This window comes from Zhengella sedimenti (assembly GCF_046506625.1).
Lineage (GTDB): Bacteria > Pseudomonadota > Alphaproteobacteria > Rhizobiales > Rhizobiaceae > Zhengella > Zhengella sedimenti.
In genome coordinates this window covers 314898-330129 of record NZ_JBKFFP010000005.1, presented here as the reverse complement: position 1 = coordinate 330129, position 15232 = coordinate 314898, and the positions used below count along the sequence as shown (strand labels likewise).

The window sequence follows — 15232 nt, the reverse complement described above, 5'->3', positions numbered from 1 at the left end:
TCGCGGACCGGTCTTGCAAGTGCGGCGAAAATAGCGGTTTTGCTCGCCCGCACAATGGGCAGGGCTCGTTTTTGCGCCGTCGCGGCGTTCAATCCTTGCTGCCGCCCTTCAGCGCCGCGAGTTTCGCAAAGGGATTGGGCTTGTCTTCCGGCTGCGGCTCCAGTCCGGCCGGAATTTTCGCGCCGGGCTTTCGCGGATAGGGATCGATGGCCAGTTCGAAATACTCCTCGGCGACGGCGCCGACATCCACCGTGTCGCCATGAAACGGTTCGGGCGCATCCTCGCCCTCGGCATCGACGAGGATCTCGCCGGAAGGATCGTGAGGGCGGGCAAGGCGGGAGCCTTCGGGCACGAACAGCGCCTCGATCTCCTCCTCGATCCGGCTCTCCAGCGGCTCCAGCGTGACGACGCATTGCTGCACGATCCGTGCGTTCACCTTGCCGGAAACCTTCACGCCATCCTTCTTCCAGCGGGTCACGAGAAGATCGACGGAGAATTCGAGCACATCCTCAAGGCCGTGCTGCGCCGCCAGGGCCTCCCTGCTTTCCCGATCTGCGGAAAACGAGACCGGCAAGCCCTTCTCCGGCAACCGGGCAACATGGACGGGCCAGGAAACGGGGCTTCCTTCACCTTGGTTCATGATCTTGCCTCCATCGTTTCCACGTCGGGAAAGGTTATCCGGCCGGCGAGGATGGCATCGTCGCCCTGACCGGCAAGCGCCTCATCGGCCGCCAGCACATAGGCTGCAAGGCTGCTTGCCTGCGGCCATGACGTGTCATCGGGGCGGATGTTGCGGCGGAGCGCTACGGCCAGTCCCTCGGCATCGCCCTCGCCGAGCGCCTTCTCGTAGGCATCGAGGCGCCCGAAATACATGCGTGCCAGCTTCTTCATGCGTTTCGGTACGGACGTGTCGCCGATGCCCAGTTCGCGCAGCGAATGGTCGACCTCCCTGAAAAAGACATCGGTCACATCCTGCGCCAGCGACTCAAGCCGCTCGCCGCGGGCGCGACGCAGGAAAAGGAACATGTGCAGGCCGATCATCTCGAACCGGCCGAGTGGCGTATCCGGCACATCCCATTGCGCATAGAAGCGCGGCTGCCGCGCGGCTGCCACGATTTGCCCGTAAAGGCCATCGGTGAGTTCGTGGTTGGCCTTGGCCTTGCGGCTGAACAGCCTTGCGAACATGGGTTGCTCTCCTGGTTGACGCGCAGCGGTCCGATGGGCGCGGTTGCATCGGCGCTCAAGCTGGTTTACCGAGTTTCGGCACGGGCGCAAGCAAGAGAGACGCCCCGAGCCGCAGTTTCAATCCCGCGGCCCCAACGAAGGAGATTGCGTTGCGTTCCTGTGAATTCAAGACCCTTCATTTCACCCGCGCGGCCGCGATGGCGGCCGGATTGACGACGCTGGCCGTGCTGGGCGGCTGCAACGCCTCGGCAACGCTTTCGCCCTCGGAAACCCTGACACAGGGCTACGTGATGGATGAGCAGGCGCTCGAACTGGTGCCGGTCGGCTCTTCGCGCGAACAGGTGCTGCTCGCGCTCGGCACGCCATCGACCACCTCGACCTTCGAGAACGAGGTCTTCTACTACATTTCCCAGAAACGCCAGCGCCCCGTCGCCTTCATGAACGCGCGCCTGGTGGACCAGCGGATCCTGACGATCTTCTTCGGCGAGGACGGCCGCGTCTCCAACATCGCCAATTACGGCCTGCAGGACGGAAAGGTGTTCGACTTCATGTCGCGGACAACACCGGTCGCAAGCCGCGAAACCTCGTTCATCGGCCAGATGCTCACCGGCCTTGGCAAGCGGCCGGGACGCTTCCCCGGAACCTGACCCGGCGGACCGCCGGCAGCGGCGTGGCGGGAAGCCGCCGCCGTTGCCAGGGTCCCGGAATGCAAAAACCCCGCGGATCGCTCCGCGGGGTTTCTTCTTTTCCCGGATGGGCCCGATCAGTGCGCCAGGACGGCGAGCAGAAGCAGGGCCATGATGTTGGTGATCTTGATGGCCGGGTTGACGGCCGGTCCGGCGGTATCCTTGTAGGGATCGCCCACCGTGTCGCCGGTGACGGAGGCCTTGTGGGCTTCCGAACCCTTGACGTGCTTCACGCCGTCCTTGTCGACAAAGCCGTCCTCGAAGGACTTCTTGGCATTGTCCCAGGCGCCGCCGCCCGAGGTCATCGAGATGGCGACGAACAGGCCGTTGACGATCACGCCGAGCAGCGAGGCGCCGAGCGCGGCGAAGGCGGATGCCTTGGAGCCGGAGATCAGCAGCACGCCGAAATAGACCACCAGCGGCGCCAGCACCGGCAGCATCGAGGGGATGATCATCTCCTTGATCGCTGCCTTGGTGAGCATGTCGACGGCACGGCCGTAATCGGGCTTTTCCTTGCCTTCCATGATGCCGGGCTTCTCGCGGAACTGCCTGCGAACCTCCTCGACCACCGCGCCACCGGCGCGGCCCACGGCCGTCATGGCGATGCCGCCGAACAGGTAGGGGATGAGGCCACCGAAGATCAGGCCGGCGACGACATAGGGGTTGGACAGCTCGAACGAGACCTGGCCGATATCCGCAAAGTAGGGATACTTTTCCGCGTTCTGGGTGAAAAACTGCAGATCGTAGGAATAGGCCGCGAACAGCACGAGCGCACCGAGACCGGCCGAACCGATGGCGTAGCCCTTGGTGACCGCCTTGGTGGTGTTGCCCACGGCGTCCAGCGCGTCGGTGGTCTGGCGGACCTCCGGCGGCAGGTCGGACATTTCGGCAATACCGCCGGCGTTGTCGGTGACCGGACCGAAAGCGTCCAGCGCGACGATCATGCCGGCAATGCCGAGCATGGCGGTGACCGCGATGCCGGTGCCGAACAGGCCGCCAAGCTGGAAGGTGGCGATGATGCCGCCGACGATGACGATGGCCGGCAGGGCGGTGGATTCCAGCGACACGGCAAGGCCCTGGATCACGTTGGTGCCGTGACCGGTGACCGAGGCCTGGGCGATGGAATTGACCGGGCGCTTGTTGGTGCCGGTGTAGTATTCCGTGATCACCACGATGAGCGCGGTGACGATGAGGCCGACGATGCCGCAGATGAACAGGTTGGTGCCGTTCAGTACCGTGCCGTTGGTGGTCGTCAGGTCGCCCCAGCCGATGGAAAGCTGGTTGGCGATGCCGAGACCGACGATCGACAGAAGGCCGGTCACGATCAGGCCCTTGTAGAGCGCGCCCATGATGGAGCCGTTGGCGCCCAGCTTCACGAAGAAGGTGCCGACGATGGACGTGATGATCGACATTGCACAGATGAGCAGCGGGTAGATCATCACCGAGGAGAGGATCTCGCTGCCGGCAAAGAAGATGGCGCCGAGCACCATGGTGGCGACGACCGTCACCGCATAGGTCTCGAACAGGTCGGCGGCCATGCCGGCGCAGTCGCCGACATTGTCGCCCACATTGTCGGCGATGGTGGCCGGGTTGCGCGGATCGTCCTCCGGAATGCCGGCCTCGACCTTGCCCACGAGGTCGCCGCCAACGTCGGCACCCTTGGTAAAGATGCCGCCGCCGAGACGGGCGAAGATGGAGATGAGCGAAGCGCCGAAGCCGAGCGCGACGAGCGCGTCAATGACCGTGCGGTCGCCGGGGGCATAGCCCATCGGACCGACCAGCACCCAGTAATAGACGGCAACGCCGAGCAGGGCGAGACCGGCAACCAGCATGCCCGTGATGGCGCCCGACTTGAAGGCGATGTCGAGGCCGCCGGCCAGCGAATTGGCGGATGCCTGGGCGGTGCGCACATTGGCGCGCACGGAAACGTGCATCCCGATGAAACCGGCCGCGCCCGACAGGACGGCGCCGATCAGGAAGCCGATGGCGGCGGTGCCGGACAAGAGCACCCAGGCGAGAACAAACACCACCGCGCCGACCATGGCGATCGTGGTGTACTGGCGGGTCAGGTAGGCTTGCGCACCCTCACGCACATAGCCAGCAATTTCCTGCATGCGGGCATTGCCCTGGTCGGCAGCCATCACCGACTGGGTTGCCCAGATCGCATATACGACGGACAGGAGTCCGCATGCGATGACAAGGTAAAGCATGGTCATTGAAGAAACTTCCTCCTCATGGCCGGCCTGCGATACCCCCAAGGCCGGCCCGTGACAAATTCCCGGGGCAGGAGGAACCTGCCCCTGCGGGACCGGGGCGGATCATGCTTATCGCCCCCCGGCGCGTCAAGAACGCAGGGCGGCTCTATGCCCCGCTTTCGGCATGAAAAGGTGGCAGCGCGCGCTTTTTTCGCATGGGCGAAGTGAAACAGGCGTCAGGAGACCGCTTCGCCGCCACGCTCGCGCAGGATCAGCAAGGCCGCAAGCGCGCCGATGCACAGCAGCGCGACGGGGAAGATGATCCAGTTGAGCATGTCCCAGCCGCCGGCATTGTAGACCTGGCCCGACATCAGCGAGGCGAAGGCGACAGTGCCGAACAGCGCGAAATCATGCGCGCCCTGGACCTTGTTCTTCTCCGCGGCCGTGTAGGTTTCGGCGACCATGGCCGTGGCGCCGATGAAACCGAAGTTCCAGCCGACGCCAAGCAGGATCAGGGCCAGCCAGAACTGCCAGAGGGCGATGCCGGACAGGGCGACGATGGCGCAGCCGATCAGCAGCGCCAGACCGGTGGCGACGATGGTCTCCTTGCCGAAACGGGCGATCAGCCGGCCGGTGAAGAAGGAGGGAGCAAACATCGCCATGACATGCCAGGAAATGCCAAGCGTTGCCTCGTCCGGCGTGAAACCGCAACCGACCATGGCCAGCGGCGCGCCGGTCATGACGAAGCTCATCAGCGCATAGGAGCCGATGGCGCAGATCAGCGCCACGACGAAACGCGGCTGGCGCATGATGACCGGAAGCGGGCGGGCCGGCGCGTCGTCCAGCACCGCCGGGTCCGTCACCTGGTCGCGCGGAAGGCGCAGGAAGGAGAGGATGACGACGCCGACGAGGCCGAGCGCTATGATTCCGGCATAGGCGCCGGCGAAGCTGACGGGCGCGAAGGCATCGCGGGAAAAGATGACCATCTGCGGGCCGATGATGGCGGCAAACACCCCACCGCCGAGCACCCAGGAAATGGCTCGCGGCTTGAACGCGTGGGGCGCGTTGTCGGCAGCGGCGAAACGGTATTGCTGGACGAAGGAACCGCCGAGGCCGACGAGGAGCAGGCAGGCAGCAAAGGCCCAGAAGGAGCCCTGGAAGATGGCGAGCGCGGCCAGCGCGCCGCCCAGCGCCGTGATGCCGGCACCCGACATGAAGCCGTAGCGCCGTCCGACCGCGCGCATCAGGGCGGCCGCAGGCAGGGCACCCAGCGCCACGCCGAGGTTGTAGCCCGTCACCGGCGCGGTGGCGAGCGACTTGTCGGGACCGAGCAGGTAGACACCGGTCAGCGCGCCCATGGAAATGGCGACCGGCGCGGCCGCCCCCACGACGGACTGGGCCGCGGCCAGGATCAGCGCGGTGCGCCGGGCTTCCCGCTCGAGTGCCGTTGTCATCGCGTCCGTCCTTTCGTGTCAGGTCTCACCCGCCCGGCGACCCGGTCGAGTACCGCATTGACGAGGCCGGGCTCCTCCGCGTCGTAGAAGGCCCTGGCGATATCGACATATTCGGTGACGATGACGGCGACCGGTATGTCCTGCTTTTTCATCAGTTCGTAGACGCCAGCGCGAAGGATGGCGCGAAGGGTGGAATCGACCCGCGAGAGCGGCCAGCTTTCCGGCAGGCTCTGATGAATGACGGGGTCGATCTGGCGCTGGTTGTCGACCACGCCGGCAATGACCATGCGGAACCATTGCGGATCGGCGTCGCGGTAGAGGTCCCCGTCGACTTCCTTGCCGAGGCGGAAGGTCTCGTATTCAGAGGCGATCTCCAGCAGGCCGGCCCCGGTCACGTCCATCTGGTAGAGCGCCTGCACCGCCGCGAGGCGGGCTGCGCCGCGCTTGTTGGCTGGCTTTGTCTCACGCACCGGCTTGCCGTTCTCGTCAGTCACGGGATCAGGCTCCAAACGTCTTTTTCAGGTCGATCATGGCGAGCGCGGCGCGCGCGGCGAATCCGCCCTTGTCGAGATCGGACCTGCGGGCGCGGACCCAGGCCTGGTCACCGTTCTCGGTGGTCAGGATGCCGTTGCCGATGGCCAGGCGCTTGTCCACGGTCAGGTCCATGATGGCGCGGCAGGACTCGTTGGCGACAATGTCGAAATGATAGGTCTCGCCGCGGATGACGACGCCGAGCGCCACATAACCGTCATAAGTCTTCTTGCCCTTGGCGGCCAGCGCTATGGCGCCCGGCACTTCCAGCGCGCCCATGACCGTCACGACATCCCAGGAAGCGCCGGCCTCTTGCAGCGCGGCGGTGGCGCCTTCCAGCAAGGCGTCGGACAGGTCGTCGTAGAAACGGGCCTCGACAACGAGGAGATGGGGGGCTTTCGCCATGGGACGGGTGCTCCGAAGAATGCGAGAATTTCAGGCGCGCAAGCGCGAGGCGTCAATAGGACGCTTTGTCCGCGTCCGCAAGCCGCGCCGCGTAGCGGGCCATGGTGTCGACCTCGAGATTGACCGCGTCGCCGGGCTGTCGCTCGCCCCATGTGGTCACGCCCAGCGTGTGGTCGATCAGCAGCACGTCGAAGCGGTTGCCGTCGACGCCGTTCACCGTCAGCGAGGTGCCGTCCAGCGCAACCGATCCCTTGGGCGCGATGAACCGGGCAAATTCGCGCGGCGCCTCCAGCGTGAAGCGCACCGCATCGCCTTCCGCCTGACGCGCGAGGATCATGGCCTTGCCGTCGACATGGCCGGAAACGATGTGCCCGCCCAGTTCGTCGCCCACCTTGAGCGCGCGCTCCAGGTTGACCCGCGTGCCCGGCTTCCAGCCGCCGATGGTGGTCAGGCGCAGGGCCTCCTCCCAGGCCTCGACCTCGTACCAGCGCTTGTCGTCACCGGCCTGCGGCAGGGCCACGACGGTCAGACAGACGCCGGCATGGGCGATGGACGCGCCGATGGCGATGGTGGCCGGATCGTAGGCGGTCGCCATGCGGATACGCACGCCCCCGGCGCGCGGCTCCATCCGCTCCACCCTCGCGACATCGGTGACAATCCCGGTAAACATCAGTGTGTCCTCGTCCATTCCCGAAAGGTGTCATGGCCGAACGTGGCCTGGCGTTGCAAGGCGAAATCCGGCGGCACTGCCGCCGGGACCAGCGGCGCCGGCACGCCGGATTTGCCGATCCGCATCCGGCTTTCGAAGAGGCAGATCCGGTCGACGAGGTTTTCGTCGAGGAAGCGGCGCGCGGTCGTGGCTCCGCCCTCGACGAACAGCGTCGAGATGCCGCGCGCGGCCAGATCCTCCAGCAGTTCGGGCAGGCAGATGCGGCCGTCCAGCAGATCGACGGCGAGGAAGTCCACGCCGCAATCGGCAAGCGCCTGACGGCGGTCCGGACCGGCATCGGCTGCGGCCGCGATCCAGACCGGAACGGTGCGTGCCGACTGGACGATGCGCGACGAAACCGGTGTGCGCAGCCCCTTGTCGAGCACGATGCGGATGGGCGAACGGTCTTCCATGCCCGGCAGACGGCAGGTCAGTTCCGGGTCGTCGGCGGCCACGGTGCCGGCGCCGACGAGGATGGCGTCGGCCTCGGCGCGCATGACATGGACCTGGGCACGGGAAATCTCTCCCGTGATCGCGACCTGTCCCCTGCCCTCCAGGCCGATCATGCCGTCGGCGGAGACGGCCATCTTCAGCGTGACTTCCGGCCGCATGGCGGAGGAACGCGTCAGGTAGCCTGCCATCAGGTCCGCCGCCTCGCGCGCCAGCACGCCTTCCGTCACATCCAGGCCGGCGGCACGCAGGATGGCCGAGCCCTTGCCGGAAACGCGCGGGTCGGGGTCGCTGGCGGCGATCACCACGCGGGCGATGCCGGCATCGACAAGGGCGTTGGCGCAGGGCGGCGTGCGCCCGTGATGGGCGCAGGGTTCCAGCGTGACATAGGCGGTGGCGCCGCGCGCGCGGCCTGCGGCCTCTTCCAGGGCCTGCGGCTCGGCATGGGGCCGGCCGCCGATCGCTGTGACACCCGACCCGGCGATGACGGGTCCCGCGCCGTCGTCGCGCACGATCAGCGTGCCGACGGAGGGATTGGTGCCGGTCAGGCCGAGATGGCTTCGCGACAGGCGGATGGCTGCGGCCATGAAGCGCCGGTCACCGGCCTCGCCCGGTGCGAACGTGCCCGCCATCGGCGCTATCTCCCGGTTTCCCGCGTAGCCGCGGCATCCTCGCCGCCCAGTTCGCCCAGAAGTTCCTGGAAATCGCGGGCCTCACGGAAATTGCGATAGACAGAGGCGTATCGCACATAGGCCACGTCATCGAGCGCCTTGAGCGCCTCCATGACCAGCTGGCCGATCTCGTCGGCCTTGATCTCGCTCTCGCCGGAGCTTTCAAGCTGGCGCACGATGCCGGAGACCGCGCGCTCCACCCGCTCGGGATCGACATTGCGCTTTCGAAGGGCGATGTCGAAGGAACGCATCAGCTTGTCGCGATCGAAGGGCACCTTGCGGCCGGAGCGCTTGAGCACCGTCAGATCGCGCAACTGCACCCGCTCGAAAGTGGTGAAGCGGCCGCCGCAATCCGGACAGACACGACGGCGGCGGATCGCCACGCCGTCCTCGGCGGGACGGGAATCCTTCACCTGCGTGTCTTCGGACTGGCAATAGGGGCAGCGCATGGTTCACCGGGCGGGTAGCGAGTAGTGAGTGGCAAACGGGGAAGTCCGGACGGCGGCGGCGGCCGTCAAGCTGCCCCTGTCCGCCATTCCCCGTTCGCGTGATGTCAGCCCATGTAGGGATACATGGGGAAGCGGCCGGTCAGCGCGACGACCTTGTCGCGCACCGCGGCCTCGATGGCTGCATTGCCCTCGTCGGAATTGGCTGCCTTGAGGCCGTCGAGAACTTCCGAGATCAGGTTGCCGATCTCGGTGAACTCGGCCTCGCCGAAACCGCGCGTCGTGCCTGCCGGCGAACCCAGCCGGATGCCGGAGGTGACGAAGGGCTTTTCCGGGTCGAAGGGAATGCCGTTCTTGTTGCAGGTGATGTTGGCGCGGCCGAGCGCTGCCTCGGCGCGCTTGCCGGTGGCGTTCTTGGGACGCAGGTCGACCAGCATGGAGTGGTTGTCGGTGCCGCCGGAGACGATGTCGAGGCCGTTGTCCTTGAGGGACGCGGCCAGTGCCCTGGAATTGGCGACGACATCGGCAGCATAATCCTTGAAGGACGGCTCCAGCGCCTCCTTGAAGGCCACCGCCTTGGCGGCGATGACATGCATCAGCGGACCGCCCTGGAGGCCGGGAAAGACAGCCGAGTTGATCTTCTTGGCGATCGCCTCGTCATTGGTGAGGATGAGGCCGCCGCGCGGTCCGCGCAACGACTTGTGCGTCGTGGAGGTGACCACATGGGCATGGGGAACCGGCGAGGGATGGACGCCGCCCGCCACCAGGCCGGCGATGTGGGCCATGTCCACCATGAGGTAGGCGCCCACGGAATCGGCGATCTCGCGGAAGCGCTTCCAGTCCCAGATGCGCGAATAGGCGGTGCCGCCCGCGATGATGAGCTTGGGCCTGAATTCCTCGGCCTTGGCGGCAATGTCATCCATGTCGAGGCGGTGATCGTCCTGGCGCACGCCGTAGGAGACGACGTTGAACCACTTGCCGGACATGTTGACCGGGGAACCGTGGGTCAGGTGGCCGCCGGAGTTCAGGTCGAGACCCATGAAGGTGTCGCCCGGCTGCAGCAGGGCCAGGAACACCGCCTGGTTCATCTGCGAGCCGGAATTGGGCTGGACATTGGCGAAAGCGGCGCCGAACAGCGTCTTGGCGCGCTCGATGGCGAGCGTCTCGGCCACGTCGACGAACTGGCATCCGCCATAGTAGCGCTTGCCCGGATAGCCTTCGGCATACTTGTTCGTCATGATCGAGCCCTGGGCCTCCAGCACCGCCCGGCTGACGATGTTCTCGGAGGCGATCAGTTCGATCTCGTGGCGCTGGCGGCCAAGCTCGTCGCGGATGGCGCCAAAGATTTCCGGATCGATCTCTTCCAGCGGTGCGGAAAAGAAAGCGCGCGTATCGGACATGCTGTGTGGTCCCTTCCTGTCAGCGGTCTCTGCGGAAACGAGAGCGCGCCTTAACACAGTTTTTCGGCGCCTGCCACTTGGCAGGCGGGCAAAGTGGACGCGGTTTTCCCCGTCGCCCGCGAAAGACCGTAGCGCCAGCGAAAACGCCGCCCCGCATGGCGGAGCGGCGTCCAGACGTTTCGTTGCGACATGGAGCCGCCAGCGTTTCAGAGCGTGGATGACAGCTGCAACTCGTCGACCCCGTCGCGGCCATAGATGTCGTCGCGGAAATGCGCCACGCCGTCACCGGTCGACCATGCCGAGACGTAGGTGAAATAGACCGGCACGGGCTCGGCCAGTTGAACGGGCGTGCTCTCGCCGGACTTGATGGTCGCCTCGAAGCGCTGGCGGTTCCAGCCATCGGTGCCGCGCAGCAGCCAGCTGACGAGGTCGCGCACGTTCTGGACGCGCACGCAACCCGAACTTTCGAACCGCGCAAGCTGGCCGAAGAGGCTCTGCTGCGGGGTGTCGTGCATGTAGGTGGCGTGCGGATTGGGGAAGTTGATCTTGACCGACGCCATGGCGTTGATCTTGCCCGGATCCTGGCGCAGCCGGTACTTGGCCGCCTCGTCCGTCGTCCAGTCGACCATTTCCGGCGGGATCTCGCTGCCATCGGGGCCGAAGATGCGGATATTGTTGCGCGACAGGTAGGTCGGGTCCTTGCGCATCAGCGGGATGATGTCCTTGCGGATGATCGATTCCGGCGCTGTCCAGTAGGGATTGATGATGACTTCGTTGATCTTGGAATTGAGAATCGGCGTCTGGCGGTCCACCTTGCCGACGATGGCGGTGTGGCGGGAAACAACGCGGCCGTTTTCCACCGCCTCGATCTGGGCAGCGGGGATGTTGACCATCACATAACGGTCGCCAAGGTAACCGGACATGGAGCGCAGGCGCACCAGGTTGGTCTGCAACTGGCCAAGGCGGACCGGCGCGGAGACGTTCATGGCGGCAAAGGTGTAGCGGCCCATCACGCCGTCGGAGGGCAGGCCGTGACGTTCCTGGAAGCGCTTCACGGCCGCATCGACATAGGTGTCGAAGGCCGGTGACATGCCGGCGCGCGTCGAAAGATCGCCTGAAATCATCAGCCGCTTGCGCAGCGTCTCGACCGCCGGGTCGACCATGCCAAGCGAGAGCTTCTGGCTGGCGGGCACGACCGGCCATCCGCCGCGCGCGACGATGTCCTGGTATTGCACGATGGCGCGCTCGACATGAGCAACGGTTTCCGGGTTGAAGATGGGAAGGTTCGACGCCACGCGTCCGGCCTGGGTGGCGCGCGCATCGAATTCGGTATCCCAGTTGCCGCGTCTCGGCGATTCAATGATATTCCGGATGATATCGTCCGCGCGGGCGGCTGCGCTCATCGCGGACAGCGCCGTCGCACCGGCACCGGCAAGAAACAGGCGGCGGCTGGTTGCCATGGTCTACTTCCCTCATCGAACCTTCATGACCGGATCAGGCACTGCTTCACCGGATTATGGGAAGGGAGATTTTGCACGTCAACGTTAACAAAGCGCCAAGACCATTGCCGCCGGTTGCTGCGCGCCGGACACGATCCGCCACCCCTGACCCAATGGAAAGAGGCGATGCCACGCGAATATGGCCTGATTGTGGGCATCCGTTCACGAGGATGTCATCGCCGGACCCCGCACATGACGGACCCCGCGGCATGCCGCGGGGTCCGATCAGGCATCCGGCGGGTACCGGACGATCACATGCGGTAGGCGATGGTGTCGTTCCAGAAGCGGTCGAGACGCTGCAGCGCCCGGTTCATCTGGCGGAACTCGTCCGGACCGATGCCGCCAACCTGCTCGATGGAGCCGATGTGACGGTGATAGAGGCCGGAGACGATCGCCGCCACGTCCTTGCCCTTGGGCGTCAGGCTCACCCGGACCGAGCGCCGGTCGACCCGCGAGCGCTGATGGTGCAGGAAGCCCATGTCGACCATCTTCTTGAGATTGTAGGAGACATTCGAGCCAAGATAGTAACCGCGCGTGCGCAGTTCGCCGGCGGTCAGTTCGCTGTCGCCGATGTTGAAGAGCAGCAGCGCCTGAACGGCATTGATGTCGGAGCGGCCGTTGCGCTCGAACTCGTCCTTGACCACATCCAGGAGGCGGCGGTGCAGACGCTCCAGAAGATGCACCGATTCCATGTAGAGGGAATGGATCGGGTTTTCCTTCTTGTCATTGGCCTCTGGCTGCTGCGTGACAGCGCGACGTGCGTTGATCATTGTACATTGCCTTCTGTTTGACGCCTGGCGACTTGTTTTTCTTCGTCACCTTGGCGCCCACATTAGCGAAGGCATTTAAAAGTCGACTTAAAGGCTTGCGTTAACAAAACCTTCCCCGGCCCTGTCGAGTCCGCTTGGACAATGAAAGGTTAACGCGCCTCAGGCCGCATCCCGGGTGCGGCGGGCCTCCAGCCAGATGTAGAGGCGAAGCGCGAGCAAGCCCGCCAGCACGCCCGCATGCGCGAAAACGAGCAGCTGGCGATGACCGAAAAGACCGGGATAGAAGGCGTGCATGACGATCTCCGCAGTTGCGCAAAGAAACCAGATCACCGGCCCCCAGGATGCCGGAAGCCAGAGGCCGACGGCGGCAAAGGGATAGAGAACGGCCAGGCAGACGCTGGCGACCTGCCAGTGAACGGGCATGAGATCGAAGCGCCAGAGGCTGCCTGCCTCCAGCCCGACAAGACGCAGCCAGTAGGTGAGGCCATACCAGAGCGAAAGCACCGCCAGAACGCGCATGAACAGGACAAATGCCTGTTCGGCACGCGTCGGTTTGAACAGGCCGGCCTGTGCGGCTTCGATCATGGCAAGGGCAACTCCCCGCCGGGCAGCGGCGCGAAATAGGCGTCTATGTCCGCCGGATCGACCGCTTCGACGGTGGCGGGCTTCCATGCGGGCGTGTTGTCGCGGTCCACGAGCACGGCACGGATGCCCTCGTAGAAATCATGGCCCGTGAGCATCCGGTTGACGATCCTGAACTCCATGCGCATGCAGTCGTCCATGGACAGGTCCGCGCCGCTTGCCAGTTGCCTGAAGGCGACATGCAGGGAGGTCGGCGAGCGGCCGGCCATCGTTCCAAGCGTCTTGGCGGCGAATTCCTCACCTTCACCGGCCGCCTTCTCCAGCGCCGACAGAACCGCCTCGAGGCTCGATCCCGCGAAGAGCCTGTCGATGGCGGCGAAGGTCTGCGCGCCGGTCTCCGGTTCGGGCCGCACGGAATAGCGCATCAGCGATGCTGCGGCATCGCCGGTTTCGCAAAGGGCGTCGAGGAGCGCCTCGAGATCGGCGGAGGCGACCGCGTGGGTGGCGGCGCCAATGGCCAGGGCATCGCCCTGCTTGACCCGCTCGCCCGTCAGGCCCATCCAGTAGCCCGACCTGCCGCGCAGGCGCGGCAGGAAATGGCTGCCGCCGACATCGGGAAAGAAGCCGATGCCCACTTCGGGCATGGCGATCACGCCCTTGTCGCCAAAGACCCGCACGGCGCCGTTCATCGACACGCCGCAGCCGCCGCCCATGACGATGCCGTCGATCAGCGACACCCAGGGCTTGGGAAACCGGTGGATACGGGCATTGAGTCGGTATTCGTCGTGGAAGAAGGCGGTGAGCACCCGGCCTTCTCGCCCGGCGCGGTAGATGTCCATGATGTCGCCGCCGGCGCAGAAGGCCCGGCCCTCGCCGCGCATGACGACGAGTGCGATGCCGTCGTCGCCTTCCCAGGCATCCATGGCGCGCCCCATGGCCTTGACCATGGAATGGGTCAATGCGTTGAGCGCCTTCGGCCGCGTCATGGTGATGACGCCCGCCCTGCCGATCTGCTCGAAACGGATTTCCCCGCCGCCGCCGAAATCGATTTCCATGCCGTGCCTGCCTCCCTCTCCTGTGTCTCCCGGCCTGCCGGGCTTACGGGGCGGCGTGCTTTTTTGTCAATGGCGCAGGTTGCCGGGCGCCATCTTCCTGTGGTTCAACCACACAACCGCCCGCGCGGACAGAATGAAGGACAGGATCATGAATCGCATGGACAAGTTTTCGATGCCGCGTTCCGTCGACGAGATCACGGGCTCGCGCCGCCTCAGGCGCATGCGCAAGGCCGACTGGTCGCGCCGGCTTGTGCAGGAGACGAGGCTGACGGTGGACGACCTGATCTGGCCGATCTTCGTCATCGAGGGCGAGAACCGCAGCGAGGACATCGCCGCCATGCCGGGCGTCCGGCGAATGACGGTGGATCTTGCCGTGCGCGAGGCGGAAAAGGCGGCGAGGCTCGGCATTCCGGCGCTGGCGACCTTCCCCAACATCGCCATGGATCGCCGTGACCAGACCGGCTCGCACATCCTCGACGCCGACAACGTGATCAATAAGGCCAGCCGCGCCATCAAGGCCGCGGTTCCCGAAATCGGCATCATCACCGATGTGGCGCTCGACCCCTTCACCAGCCACGGCCATGACGGCATCCTGCGCGACGGCATCATCGTCAATGACGAGACGGTGGAACTGCTGGCGCGCGCGGCGGTGGGCCAGGCGGAGGCCGGCGCCGACATCATCGCGCCCTCCGACATGATGGACGGGCGCATCGGCGCCATCCGCGACGCGCTGGACGCGGCCGGTTTCCAGGACGTGGCGATCATGTCCTACGCGACCAAGTTCGCGTCGGGCTTCTACGGCCCCTATCGCGAGGCGGTCGGCACCGGCGGCCTGCTCAAGGGCGACAAGAAGACCTACTACATCGACCCGTCCAACAGCGAGGAGGCAATCCGCGAGACCGAAGCCGACATTGCCGAGGGCGCCGACATGGTCATGGTCAAGCCCGGAATGCCCTATCTGGACATCTGCCGGCGCCTGAAGGACACGTTCGGCCTGCCAACCTTCGCCTACCAGGTGTCGGGGGAATACGCGATGATCAAGGCGGCGGCGGCCAATGGCTGGCTGGATCATGACCGGGCCATGCTGGAGAGCCTGGCGGCCTTCAAGCGGGCCGGTTGCGACGGAATCCTCACCTATTTCGCGCCGCAGGTGGCCGAAATGCTGAAGGGCTGAACGCCGGCGCGTTCATCCCT

16 protein-coding genes are annotated in these 15232 nt (G+C 65.6%); 2 read left to right on the top strand and 14 right to left on the bottom strand.

Translation table 11 applies throughout. The features are described from left to right. Nucleotides 1-88: 88 nt before the first annotated feature. Nucleotides 89-640 carry a YceD family protein gene (locus tag ACLB6G_RS15475; protein ID WP_410357091.1) on the bottom strand — a complete coding sequence of 184 codons (552 nt, stop codon included), beginning with the start codon at nt 638-640 and terminating at the stop codon, nt 89-91. Next, nucleotides 637-1185 (bottom strand): ubiquinol-cytochrome C chaperone family protein, encoded by a 549-nt coding sequence (locus ACLB6G_RS15470; RefSeq protein WP_410357090.1) that lies wholly within the window; start codon nt 1183-1185, stop codon nt 637-639. Before ACLB6G_RS15470 ends, ACLB6G_RS15475 begins: the two co-directional genes overlap by 4 nt. A gap of 197 nt (nt 1186-1382) precedes the next feature. On the opposite strand from ACLB6G_RS15470, the gene ACLB6G_RS15465 reads away from it, so the two are divergent. Beyond that, nucleotides 1383-1832 carry an outer membrane protein assembly factor BamE gene (locus ACLB6G_RS15465; protein WP_410357167.1) on the top strand — a complete coding sequence of 150 codons (450 nt, stop codon included), beginning with the start codon at nt 1383-1385 and terminating at the stop codon, nt 1830-1832. A gap of 116 nt (nt 1833-1948) precedes the next feature. On the opposite strand, the gene ACLB6G_RS15460 is transcribed toward ACLB6G_RS15465, so the two are convergent. The 12 genes from ACLB6G_RS15460 to ACLB6G_RS15405 form a co-directional block, all read right to left on the bottom strand. Beyond that, nucleotides 1949-4087, bottom strand: coding sequence for a sodium-translocating pyrophosphatase (locus tag ACLB6G_RS15460; RefSeq protein WP_410357089.1), 2139 nt, complete (start codon nt 4085-4087; stop codon nt 1949-1951). A gap of 215 nt (nt 4088-4302) precedes the next feature. After that, nucleotides 4303-5520 (bottom strand): MFS transporter, encoded by a 1218-nt coding sequence (locus ACLB6G_RS15455; protein ID WP_410357088.1) that lies wholly within the window; start codon nt 5518-5520, stop codon nt 4303-4305. After that, nucleotides 5517-6014 (bottom strand): transcription antitermination factor NusB, encoded by a 498-nt coding sequence (gene nusB / locus ACLB6G_RS15450; protein WP_410357087.1) that lies wholly within the window; start codon nt 6012-6014, stop codon nt 5517-5519. The genes ACLB6G_RS15455 and nusB overlap by 4 nt, the downstream gene beginning before the upstream one ends. Before the next feature lie 4 nt (nt 6015-6018). After that, entirely contained in the window at nt 6019-6456 is a 438-nt protein-coding gene (gene ribH / locus ACLB6G_RS15445) for a 6,7-dimethyl-8-ribityllumazine synthase (RefSeq protein ID WP_410357086.1), read from the bottom strand. 52 nt (nt 6457-6508) lie between these two features. Further along, the gene (locus ACLB6G_RS15440; protein WP_410357085.1) at nt 6509-7126 is read right to left on the bottom strand and encodes a riboflavin synthase; all 618 of its coding nucleotides are present in this window, start codon (nt 7124-7126) and stop codon (nt 6509-6511) included. Then, the gene (gene ribD / locus ACLB6G_RS15435; RefSeq protein ID WP_410357084.1) at nt 7126-8247 is read right to left on the bottom strand and encodes a bifunctional diaminohydroxyphosphoribosylaminopyrimidine deaminase/5-amino-6-(5-phosphoribosylamino)uracil reductase RibD; all 1122 of its coding nucleotides are present in this window, start codon (nt 8245-8247) and stop codon (nt 7126-7128) included. The genes ACLB6G_RS15440 and ribD overlap by 1 nt, the downstream gene beginning before the upstream one ends. A gap of 5 nt (nt 8248-8252) precedes the next feature. Next, the gene (nrdR, locus tag ACLB6G_RS15430; RefSeq protein WP_410357083.1) at nt 8253-8735 is read right to left on the bottom strand and encodes a transcriptional regulator NrdR; all 483 of its coding nucleotides are present in this window, start codon (nt 8733-8735) and stop codon (nt 8253-8255) included. A gap of 104 nt (nt 8736-8839) precedes the next feature. Then, nucleotides 8840-10132, bottom strand: a complete 1293-nt coding sequence (gene glyA / locus ACLB6G_RS15425) for a serine hydroxymethyltransferase (protein WP_410357082.1) — start codon at nt 10130-10132, stop codon at nt 8840-8842. Nucleotides 10133-10338: 206 nt separating this feature from the next. Continuing rightward, a complete protein-coding gene (locus ACLB6G_RS15420) occupies nt 10339-11592 on the bottom strand; it encodes a L,D-transpeptidase family protein (RefSeq protein WP_410357081.1) in 1254 nt (417 codons plus the stop codon). Between the two features lie 290 nt (nt 11593-11882). After that, complete coding sequence (gene ldtR / locus ACLB6G_RS15415; protein ID WP_410357080.1) at nt 11883-12401, bottom strand: transcriptional regulator LdtR; 519 nt, start codon at nt 12399-12401, stop codon at nt 11883-11885. Between the two features lie 159 nt (nt 12402-12560). Then, entirely contained in the window at nt 12561-12986 is a 426-nt protein-coding gene (locus tag ACLB6G_RS15410) for a DUF6163 family protein (RefSeq protein WP_410357079.1), read from the bottom strand. Then, nucleotides 12983-14032: an enoyl-CoA hydratase/isomerase family protein gene (locus ACLB6G_RS15405; RefSeq protein ID WP_410357166.1), complete on the bottom strand. Its 1050-nt coding sequence runs from the start codon at nt 14030-14032 to the stop codon at nt 12983-12985. The genes ACLB6G_RS15410 and ACLB6G_RS15405 overlap by 4 nt, the downstream gene beginning before the upstream one ends. 163 nt (nt 14033-14195) lie before the next feature. Here ACLB6G_RS15405 and hemB point away from each other — a divergent pair, with 163 nt between their 5' ends. Continuing rightward, complete coding sequence (gene hemB / locus ACLB6G_RS15400; protein WP_410357078.1) at nt 14196-15212, top strand: porphobilinogen synthase; 1017 nt, start codon at nt 14196-14198, stop codon at nt 15210-15212. Nucleotides 15213-15232: the final 20 nt, after the last annotated feature.

What these genes read in the sequence shown, in the direction of transcription:
- ACLB6G_RS15475 (WP_410357091.1), bottom strand. Translation starts at nt 640, where the DNA reads ATGAACCAAGGTGAAGGAAGCCCCGTTTCCTGGCCCGTCCATGTTGCC.
- ACLB6G_RS15470 (WP_410357090.1), bottom strand. Translation starts at nt 1,185, where the DNA reads ATGTTCGCAAGGCTGTTCAGCCGCAAGGCCAAGGCCAACCACGAACTC.
- ACLB6G_RS15465 (WP_410357167.1), top strand. Translation starts at nt 1,383, where the DNA reads ATGGCGGCCGGATTGACGACGCTGGCCGTGCTGGGCGGCTGCAACGCC.
- ACLB6G_RS15460 (WP_410357089.1), bottom strand. Translation starts at nt 4,087, where the DNA reads ATGACCATGCTTTACCTTGTCATCGCATGCGGACTCCTGTCCGTCGTA.
- ACLB6G_RS15455 (WP_410357088.1), bottom strand. Translation starts at nt 5,520, where the DNA reads ATGACAACGGCACTCGAGCGGGAAGCCCGGCGCACCGCGCTGATCCTG.
- ribH (WP_410357086.1), bottom strand. Translation starts at nt 6,456, where the DNA reads ATGGCGAAAGCCCCCCATCTCCTCGTTGTCGAGGCCCGTTTCTACGAC.
- ACLB6G_RS15440 (WP_410357085.1), bottom strand. Translation starts at nt 7,126, where the DNA reads ATGTTTACCGGGATTGTCACCGATGTCGCGAGGGTGGAGCGGATGGAG.
- ribD (WP_410357084.1), bottom strand. Translation starts at nt 8,247, where the DNA reads ATGGCGGGCACGTTCGCACCGGGCGAGGCCGGTGACCGGCGCTTCATG.
- nrdR (WP_410357083.1), bottom strand. Translation starts at nt 8,735, where the DNA reads ATGCGCTGCCCCTATTGCCAGTCCGAAGACACGCAGGTGAAGGATTCC.
- glyA (WP_410357082.1), bottom strand. Translation starts at nt 10,132, where the DNA reads ATGTCCGATACGCGCGCTTTCTTTTCCGCACCGCTGGAAGAGATCGAT.
- ACLB6G_RS15420 (WP_410357081.1), bottom strand. Translation starts at nt 11,592, where the DNA reads ATGGCAACCAGCCGCCGCCTGTTTCTTGCCGGTGCCGGTGCGACGGCG.
- ldtR (WP_410357080.1), bottom strand. Translation starts at nt 12,401, where the DNA reads ATGATCAACGCACGTCGCGCTGTCACGCAGCAGCCAGAGGCCAATGAC.
- ACLB6G_RS15410 (WP_410357079.1), bottom strand. Translation starts at nt 12,986, where the DNA reads ATGATCGAAGCCGCACAGGCCGGCCTGTTCAAACCGACGCGTGCCGAA.
- hemB (WP_410357078.1), top strand. Translation starts at nt 14,196, where the DNA reads ATGGACAAGTTTTCGATGCCGCGTTCCGTCGACGAGATCACGGGCTCG.